General features: G+C 53.6%; 9 protein-coding genes. 8 read left to right on the top strand and 1 reads right to left on the bottom strand.

The window, feature by feature from the left end; all coding sequences use genetic code 11:
* Positions 1-382: 382 nt before the first annotated feature.
* Both AACR77_RS00610 and AACR77_RS00605 read left to right on the top strand, forming a co-directional pair.
* Positions 383-2476 carry a DEAD/DEAH box helicase gene (locus AACR77_RS00610; protein WP_081999345.1) on the top strand — a complete coding sequence of 698 codons (2094 nt, stop codon included), beginning with the start codon at positions 383-385 and terminating at the stop codon, positions 2474-2476.
* Complete coding sequence (locus tag AACR77_RS00605) at positions 2476-3183, top strand: DUF2290 domain-containing protein (RefSeq protein WP_081999344.1); 708 nt, start codon at positions 2476-2478, stop codon at positions 3181-3183. Before AACR77_RS00610 ends, AACR77_RS00605 begins: the two co-directional genes overlap by 1 nt.
* A 669-nt stretch (positions 3184-3852) precedes the next feature.
* Here AACR77_RS00605 and cysS read toward each other — a convergent pair.
* Complete coding sequence (gene cysS / locus AACR77_RS00600; RefSeq protein WP_042879134.1) at positions 3853-5229, bottom strand: cysteine--tRNA ligase; 1377 nt, start codon at positions 5227-5229, stop codon at positions 3853-3855.
* Between the two features lie 191 nt (positions 5230-5420).
* On the opposite strand from cysS, the gene AACR77_RS00595 reads away from it, so the two are divergent.
* The 6 genes from AACR77_RS00595 to AACR77_RS00570 all read left to right on the top strand — a co-directional run.
* The gene (locus tag AACR77_RS00595; RefSeq protein ID WP_042879133.1) at positions 5421-5918 is read left to right on the top strand and encodes a peptidylprolyl isomerase; all 498 of its coding nucleotides are present in this window, start codon (positions 5421-5423) and stop codon (positions 5916-5918) included.
* Positions 5908-6594: a DUF4269 domain-containing protein gene (locus tag AACR77_RS00590; protein WP_042879132.1), complete on the top strand. Its 687-nt coding sequence runs from the start codon at positions 5908-5910 to the stop codon at positions 6592-6594. The genes AACR77_RS00595 and AACR77_RS00590 overlap by 11 nt, the downstream gene beginning before the upstream one ends.
* A gap of 13 nt (positions 6595-6607) precedes the next feature.
* Positions 6608-7333: a UDP-2,3-diacylglucosamine diphosphatase gene (lpxH, locus tag AACR77_RS00585; RefSeq protein ID WP_042879130.1), complete on the top strand. Its 726-nt coding sequence runs from the start codon at positions 6608-6610 to the stop codon at positions 7331-7333.
* A 128-nt stretch (positions 7334-7461) separates the two neighbouring features.
* Complete coding sequence (locus AACR77_RS00580; RefSeq protein WP_010675223.1) at positions 7462-7710, top strand: GlsB/YeaQ/YmgE family stress response membrane protein; 249 nt, start codon at positions 7462-7464, stop codon at positions 7708-7710.
* 157 nt (positions 7711-7867) lie between these two features.
* Positions 7868-8503, top strand: a complete 636-nt coding sequence (acuR, locus tag AACR77_RS00575) for an acrylate utilization transcriptional regulator AcuR (RefSeq protein ID WP_042879128.1) — start codon at positions 7868-7870, stop codon at positions 8501-8503.
* A 52-nt stretch (positions 8504-8555) separates the two neighbouring features.
* On the top strand, positions 8556-9257 hold a 702-nt coding region (locus tag AACR77_RS00570; protein ID WP_042879124.1), incomplete at its 3' end, for an MDR family oxidoreductase.

Here is a 9257-nt window from a genome sequence, read left to right as displayed (position 1 = left end):
CGGTTTGAGGCCGGTGTCAGGTGATAACTAGATCTGTACACCTCGCCAACCCTATGGCGAGATCAGATGGTCGCGCCTATGCAACAAGCGCCATCAACATGCTTACATTGGTGAAAAACATGGTGGGTACAACGGCAAGCGGCAGATATCCTTATCGGGAAACGGTTTTATATTGAAGGCCCGATAGTGAGTATTCACCGTAATAACACCTTATTTCTCGAACGTCCGATTATGGTTCGCTTAGCGAACTGAACTGAACTGAACTGAACTGAACCTGCAGATTTTATAAAAGGGGCTTCACAGCCAGAATATAACTATTCTAATCAAATTCTTAGTGTTATATTTCCATCATATACACCATGTCAATTATTCGGAAAACAATATGTTACAAATAAATCCTAAAGGTTATGATTTTCATGCAACACCCGTATTGAATAGCTTAGTTCGTGGTCTTGAACAGTCATCTTTAGAACTAGAGGGAGATCAATTATTTGTTGATTTCCCTCTTTATAAGAACAATGATGACAATCTAATTGTTTCACAGCTTATTCTTGTGAGCATGAAATATGGAATTTGGTCATTACATACGACAGATGCGAATAGCTATAACAAATCCGTGTTACTAAACGCTGATGAGAAGCTATTAGAGATTGCGAATAATATTTTCGCGCGGCTAATTAGAAACAAGCGACTTTCTAGTGGTTTTAATCAGTTAAAGATCCCTTTTCATACCATAATCTTCGCCCCAAATTATGAAGAAAGTGAACTAGCCACTATTGAACTTAAAAACAGCCATGCAGTTAGTTTTCATCACTTAGAGTCAATAATTAAGGCTTCATATTGTAAAGTAGAGGCTGAAACATTTTACGAAAGCATTTCGACTATACAGGGAGCGAAAGGTCTCTGGAAAGCAGAAGATCGAAATTTAGATGGTTTTGATAACGATTCAAAAGTTTACAAAATAAGCAATGTTGAATCACAAATATTACTTTTTGATAAAGACCAGCAAGAAGGATATATTCCAGCGATCTCTGGACCACAAAGAATACGTGGATTAGCCGGTTCAGGTAAGACCGTTGTACTGGCAATGAAGGCAGCAATAACTTTAGTCAGAGCAGAACCTGGTTGTAAAAGTAAAATACTTTATACATTTTCAACGAAGAGTTTATACCAGCATGTCCAACGTTTAATACAAAGATTTTATCGCGAGTTTGATGATGACTTAAGCAATTTGGACAGGGTCGCGATCAAGCATTCTTGGGGGGGAAGAACTAATGATGGTGTTTATTGGGAGGCATGTAATGCCTTTAATCATCAATTTTTAACATACCCTGAAGCTATGAGATGCAAGCCTCATGGAATGGATGCTTTTGAGTTTGCATGCAAGGACTTGTTGGATAGCGTAGATATAACTCCACTTTATGATTATGTTTTTGTCGATGAAGCTCAAGACTATAATAAATACTTTTTAAGACTTTGCACGAAATTAGCAAAAAATAAACAAGTAACATTTGGTGCTGATGTATTCCAAAATATTTTCCAAAGCCAAGTACCTACTGCTGCCCAGATTTATGATGATGGCACACAGTTTATTAAAGAAAAATATTTAAACATCTGTTACCGAACACCTCTCGCTACCCTTGTATGCGCACATAGCATTGGATTAGGCGTTTATGGAAAGCAAGTTCAAAAAATTGAAAATGTTGAGCACTGGACATCTCTTGGCTACACCGTCGTAGGGAAAACTGAAGGAGCATTTCAGGAAAATGAGGATGTTCATGTTTTAAGAGACGAAAAGCATTCTCCTACATTGATTGGTGAATCACCTCATGAGCTAATATCAATGCATAAAGCAGATGATATGGATGCAGAAATAAATGAAGTAGCAAATAGAATTATTAATGATATTAAGGCTGATGGGCTATCACCGGAAGATATTCTTGTCATGTGCGCAGATGACTATCGCTGTAAGAGATACTTCAACAGACTAACCGACATCCTTTCTGCGCACGAGATATACACCAACAATATACATGCAGAAAAATATTTAATAAGTGATTTTAGAGTTAAAGGACGCATAACTCTCAGTACAATCCACAAAGCAAAAGGTAATGAGGCATACTCAGTATTTCTAATGGGAACAGATTTCTTATCATACAATCTAAATGTTAGAAATCGAAACTTAATATTTACTGCACTTACCAGAACTAAAGGCTGGATATGCATATCTGGTGTTGGATCAGTTTTAGACCCTCTATTCAATGAAATAAATTCTGCTATAGAAAACCTTCCGAATATAAAATTTAAATACCCTTCTGCTCTAGAAGGGCAAGAGATTGAGCATGACCTACAAATGGAAGAAGTTGTCAGCCAAAGTGATATTGAAAAAATTAAAGAACTTGCTAAGAAATTTGGCTCCTTTGAAAAAATGCAAGAATATCTAGCAGAGAGCGAAGGTCGAAAAGGAAAAAAATAATGGTTGCTAGTTTTATTCAATCGTTAGCTCTAGCTAAAAAGACTTTAGAAAACTTGAGTTTTCTTGAAAAATATAATCCCAGTGTTGTCTTTCCTCATAACTATGTCGTTCAACTTAGAGGCAAGAGCTATAGAGAGCAGTGGGAGTTATATACTAAAAATTATTGGTATCAATTCATGCTGCAAGATGGTTCTTTACTAATTTATGAGGACCATAGTTTTAGATATTTAATGGCCCCAGTGAAGTTCCCTTCACGTGAAGATTTCATCCACGAAGAGTTTGGTGATATATGGTACAGTGGATTTAATGATGAGGAGAGAAATGATTATTTATCCTCTTCTGAATGTGCTTTGGCATTTCATAGCTACGTAGAAAGCACTAGCACTCTATGTACTGCGACTCCAGTTCGATATGACATGAGCCTAAGCAAAGAAGAGTATTGTAGATTGACACATCCAGCATTTCACTTACATATAGGTTTTGAAAACAACTCAAGGATACCTGTTAAAGTCCAGATGACGCCATTCTCTTTCATGGCATTTATCATCGCTACATTTTATCCTAATGAATGGAGACGTCTAATTAACGATAGTATTATCAAAGCAGATGACATACCTAAAATAAAAAATAGTTTGAATACAACACCTCATATAGATAAAGAACTATGGTGCTCTCAGTTTGAGGAAACACGAATTTATATAGGGTAAAAACATTCTAACCATAGAAATAATTCCTCTATCAAAACAAAGCGAGATGCTTAAAAAGCCACAGCCGAGGATACATTTTTATTACTGATTTTTTATTTAGCCAACCCCTTGCACTGCTCTCCCCCTGCGGCGTAATAAACGGTCGACCAGAAAGATAAAGCCACGGGCGGGCACGGTATTGGTTCCCCCTGCAAACCGCCGAGTCGAGTTCAATGGTCAGGATCGCCACCATGGATGATGTTGCAGCCGACGCAGGGGCCAAATCGGATCAGGGCGAGCACTGCTCGTCCCCGATTTGGCGCGAGAACAAGGATGTTCGAAGCGGGATTTGGCCAAAGCCAGGGATGGCGTAGGCCAAAGTACCGTCTGCGGCGCTCCGTCCGACCCGTTGGACGAGACGAGGGAACCCGCGAAGCGGGCGGTTTGCAGGGGGAGAAGACTTTTGGTGTTATTTGCCAAAGAGAGCGGGTCTTTCCAAAGTCACTCGCCAAGCCGCGCAGCGGCGGCGAAACCCCGTCGAGGGCAGCGCCCTCGCGTCCTGCATGGCGAAGCCATGCCATTAAGGAGAGAGGGAAGGTGCCAGCCCTCAGACAGGCCACAAAAAAAACCGCAGCCCAAGGGCTGCGGTTTTTTATTTGGTTAACCGGTTGGCCTAACAGGCCACCGGCCTTAGGCACGGCGCCAGCTGGTCTTGCCGGCGCTGTCTTCCAGCACGATACCCATCTCGGTGAGGCGGTTACGGGCGGCATCCGCCGCAGCCCAGTTCTTGTCGGCGCGGGCCTGATTGCGCTCGGCGATCAGGCGCTCGATTTCGGCAACCTCTTCGTCCGCTTCGTCACCCTTGAGGAAAGCCTCGGGGTCTTGTTGCAGGATGCCGAGCACGGCGCCGAGTTCCCGCAGGCGGGCGCCCAGCGCGGCAGCAACGGCCATGTCTTCGGCCTTCTGGCGGTTGATCTCGCGCACCAGATCGAACAGGGCGGAGTAGGCTTCCGGGGTGTTGAAGTCGTCGTCCATGGCATCTTTGAAGCGAGCCACCTGCTCGTCACCACCGGCAGCAGCGGCCACCGGCAGATCGCGCAGGGCGGTGTACATGCGCTCCAGGGCGGCGCGGGCTTGCTTCAAGTTGTCTTCCGAGTAGTTGAGCTGGCTGCGGTAGTGACCGGACATCAGGAAGTAACGGACGGTTTCGGCGTCATAGTGGGCCAGCACGTCACGGATGGTGAAGAAGTTGCCAAGGGATTTGGACATCTTCTCTTTATCCACCATCACCATGCCGCTGTGCATCCAGGTGTTGACGTAGTCGCCGCCGTGGGCGCAGCAGGACTGGGCAATCTCGTTCTCGTGGTGCGGGAACTGCAGATCCGAGCCGCCGCCGTGGATGTCGAAATGGTTGCCAAGGTGCTTGGAGTTCATGGCGGAGCACTCGATGTGCCAGCCAGGACGGCCCGGGCCCCAGGGGCTGTCCCAGGTCGGCTCGCCGGGCTTGGACATCTTCCACAGCACGAAGTCGAGCGGATTGCGCTTGGCATCCACCACGTCGACCCGGGCGCCGGCCTGCAACTGCTCCAGATCCTGGCCCGAGAGCTTGCCGTAGTCGGCGTAGGACTCGACGATGAACATCACATCGCCGTTGTCCGCCACGTAGGCGTGCCCTTTTTCCAGCAGGGTTTCAACCAGGGCGATGATCTCGCCGATGTGCTGGGTGGCGCGGGGTTCGATGTCCGGGCGCACCATGCCGAGGGCATCGAAATCCTGGTGCATGTCGCCGATGAGGCGCTCGGTGAGATCGTCACAGGTCACGTGCGTTTCGGCGGCGCGCTTGATGATCTTGTCGTCCACGTCGGTGACGTTGCGCACATAGGTGAGGTCGTATCCTGCATAACGCAGGTAGCGAGCGACGACGTCGAAGGCGACGAAGGTACGGCCATGGCCGATATGACAGTGATCATAGATAGTGACGCCACACACATACATGCCCACCTTGCCCGGGTGGATAGGTTTGAATTCTTCTTTTTGACGAGTGAGTGTGTTGTATATCTTCAGCATCTTATGACCACTGCCTGTGAGTAAAATGGCCTGCCATTCTAACCGCATCCGGTATAGAAAACGAGGCAGAAAAAGCCCCCTCTCCCCCCTGCCATCTATGCCGCAGGGCCTTGATGGGCTAGAATTGCCACCACTTTATGCCATACACCTGCGGGCACCTTGCTGCCCGCGTCAAAATGAAAGGACAACTCATGGTTACTCTGCATACCAACCACGGCGACATCACCCTGACCCTGAACACGGAAAAAGCCCCGGAGACCGTGGCCAACTTCCTGCAATACTGCCGTGACGGTCACTACGACAACACCATCTTCCACCGCGTCATCGACGGCTTCATGATCCAGGGTGGCGGCTATGCCCCGGGCTTCGAAGAGAAAGAGACCCGCGCTCCTATCAAGAACGAGGCGGCCAACGGTCTGTCCAACAAGGTCGGCACCATCGCCATGGCCCGCACCATGGAGCCGCACTCCGCCAGCGCCCAGTTCTTCATCAACGTGAACAACAACGACTTCCTGGACTTCAAGTCCGCCACCACCCAGGGCTTCGGCTACTGCGTGTTCGGTGAAGTGACCGCCGGCATGGACGTGGTCAACAAGATCAAGGGCGTGAAGACCGGCAACTACGGTCGCATGCACCAGGACGTGCCGACCGAAGACGTCGTGATCACCAAGGTGACCCTTGCCGAGTAATCCCTGCCGGCCAGGCTCTGATACCACTGCGGCCCCGGCCGCAGTTTTTCCATCTGCCGCCCCCAACTGGCGCCGCCTCGACTATCTGGCCCAGGGCAACGCACGTCAGTGCTCGGCCCACGCCCTGCTGAGCGGCGGCCTGTGGGATGAGCTTGGCCCCCTGTGCAACGATCTGGCCCTGGTGAGCACGATCGCCATCGGGCTGGATAGGCCCGGCAGCGATCTCGACATCCTCTGCCAGCATCCGGACCCGGCCTTCCTTGCCGCGACACTGGCAGCACAAGGCTGGCAGGTGCGAAGCAAGGGCGAGCAGGTCTGGATCGCCGAGCAGCCCCTCACCGGCCCCGATGGCCAGTGCTGGCCAGTCGAGCTCTACCTCACCCCTGATCCCCTCGAGATGTGTCATGGCTGGCGCCACCTCAGCCTGATGGCCGCCCTGCTTGAGCGCTTTGGCGCCCCCTTCCACCGGGAGGTGCTGCGCCTGCGCGTTGATGAAGGGCTCAAGGGGGAAGCGGCCATGTGCCGCCTGCTGGGTCTGTCCGGCGACCCTTACGAGGCGTTGCTGACCCTGGAGGGCGTCAACCTTGCGGGGCTCTGCTGCCCTTCCCTCCCCCACCCGCTCGACGTGCAAGGTCACAGGCCTTGTCCGGCCCCAGGCGGGACTCTCTTACCATGATGCCCAGGAACTCATGAGCACCCTCTTTATCAGTGACATTCACCTCAGCCAAGGCAGGCCCGACATGACGGCGGCCCTGGTGCGCTTTCTGGCCGAAGACGCGCCCGGTGCCGACGCCCTCTATGTGCTGGGGGATCTGTTCGAATTCTGGGTTGGGGACGACGACCCCAACCCGCTCCACCGCGAGGTGGCCGATGCCTTTCTCGCCCTGAGCCAGCAAGGGGTGCCCCTCTATTTCATTCACGGCAACCGCGACTTCCTCTTGGGGCGCCAATTTGCCAAACGGGCCGGCATGACCCTGCTCGGCGACCCCTGCGTCATCGAGCTGTACGGCGAGCGGGTGCTGCTGAGCCACGGGGATCTGCTCTGCACCCGGGATGAGGGCTACCAGAAGTTTCGCCGCATCACACAACTCAAGTGGCTGCGCTGGCTCTTCCTGCGCCTGCCGCTCTCGCGCCGCCAGGCCATCGCCCACAAGATGCGCGGCCAGAGCCAGATGGAGAATGCCCACAAGAGCCAGATCATCATGGACGTGACCCCGGAGGCGGTGGACGAGATGCTGCGCCAGCACGGCTGCCGCCTGATGATCCACGGCCACACCCACAGGCCCGCCATCCACGACTTCACCCTGGATGGGCGTGCGGCGCGGCGCATCGTGCTGGGAGACTGGTTCGAGCAGGGGTCGGTGCTGGTGTGCTCCCCCGCCGGGCAGCGCCTCGACACCCGCGCGCTCGGCTGAAGTCCTCTGCCTGCCATGGTCATGAGCGAGTCTCATATGACCGTTTCTGACTCACGCCGTGCTGCGGCGGGATACAAGCAGGATCCCTGCATATACTCTGGTTCTCTGCACACAACGAGGAGATGACCATGGGATTTCTTACTTGGGTGGTACTGGGGCTGATCGTCGGCATCCTGGCCAAATGGATCATGCCGGGCAAGGATGGCGGCGGTTTCTTCATGACGGTGATCCTGGGGGTGGTCGGCGCCATGGTGGGGGGCTATGTCAGCACCTTGCTCGGGATGGGAACGGTCACCGGCTTCAACCTGCCGAGCATCATCATCGCCACCGTTGGCGCCCTGATCGTGCTGTTTGTCTACAACAAGCTGCGCAGTTGAGACCCCGCCACCCATCGATGCGAGGGCGCCACTGGCGCCCTCGCTGTTTTCAGCCCCGCTGGCTCAAGCTTGTCTCGACTACCCGATCTCATCCACTCGTTTCGTCCGTTCGGTGCCGCGCTTGCATTATTTCTAGTTGAGGCGTCTAATAAGCCCCATGCAAGCCAATGACCCCCTGCCTCGCCGCCCTCGCGGCCGCCCTGCCCAGCACGGGCACACCTATGCCGATACCCGGGATCTGTTGATCCGCCGGGGCATGGAGCTGCTGACCGAGCAGGGCATCGCCGCCACCTCCATCGAGCGGGTGTTGCAGTCGACCGGGATCCCCAAGGGCTCCTTCTATCACTACTTCGCCACCAAGCACGACTTCACCCTGGCGGTCATGGATGCCTATCACCACTACTTCTGCCGCAAGCTGACGCGCTATCTGGAGAATGAGAGCCTGCCCCCCCTGGCCCGTCTTGTTGCCTTCGTCGACAGCGCCTGCCGGGGCATGACCCGGTTTGCGTTCCAGCGGGGCTGCCTCGTGGGTAACCTGGGTCAGGAGGTGGTGCAGCTCTCCCCCGAGCTGCGCCTGCGCCTCGAGCAGATCCTCCTCGACTGGGAGGCGCTGCTTGCCCGCTGCCTGAGGGACGCGGTGACGGCGGGGGAGCTGCCCCCTGATTGTGACTGCCCTGCCCTCGCCCATCAGTTCTGGATCGGCTGGGAAGGGGCCGTGCTGCGCGCACGCCTGGTGGGCGATACCGAGCCCATGCTCTCTTTTCTCAATTTTTTCATGAAGTTAGCAAAGTGATTTTTTTACGAAGATTAATAGTCAGTCAGTCCAATTAATGGGAGTAGACAAGATGTTCAACGGTATTCTGATCGAGAAAGACGAGGCGGGTTATCGCGCCAGCTACCAGAGCCTCTCCGAGGAGATATTGCCTGCCGGGGATGTGACCGTGGCGGTAGAGTGGTCTTCCCTCAACTACAAGGATGGCCTGGCCCTCACCGGCGCCGCCCCCGTGGTACGCCGCTTCCCTCTGATCCCCGGCATCGACTTTGCCGGTACCGTGCTGGAGAGCCAGCATCCCGACTGGCACCCCGGCGACAAGGTGGTGCTCAACGGATGGGGCGTGGGCGAGACCCACAGCGGCGGGCTGGCGGAGCGGGCACGGGTCCGGGGCGACTGGCTGGTTGCCCTGCCTGAGCGTTTCCAGCCCCGGGACGCCATGGCCATCGGCACCGCAGGGTACACCGCCATGCTCTGCGTGATGGCGTTGGAGAAGCACGGCATCACCCCCGGTGACGGTGACATTCTGGTGACGGGCGCCAACGGCGGTGTGGGCAGCGTGGCGATCACCCTCCTGGCCAAGCTGGGCTATCGGGTCGTGGCCGCCACCGGGCGGCTGCACGAGGCCGACTATCTGACGTCCCTCGGCGCCGCCGAGGTGATCGATCGCGCCGAACTGGCCGCGCCGGGACGCCCGCTGGGCAAGGAACGCTGGGCAGGCGTCATCGACACCGTCGGCAGCCACACCCTGGCCAATGCCTGCGCCACTACCCGC

Source organism: Aeromonas sp. ZOR0002 (genome assembly GCF_963866995.1).
GTDB lineage: Bacteria > Pseudomonadota > Gammaproteobacteria > Enterobacterales > Aeromonadaceae > Aeromonas > Aeromonas caviae.
Note: the sequence above shows the minus strand (reverse complement) of the source record. Positions and strands in the feature narration are given on the sequence as shown.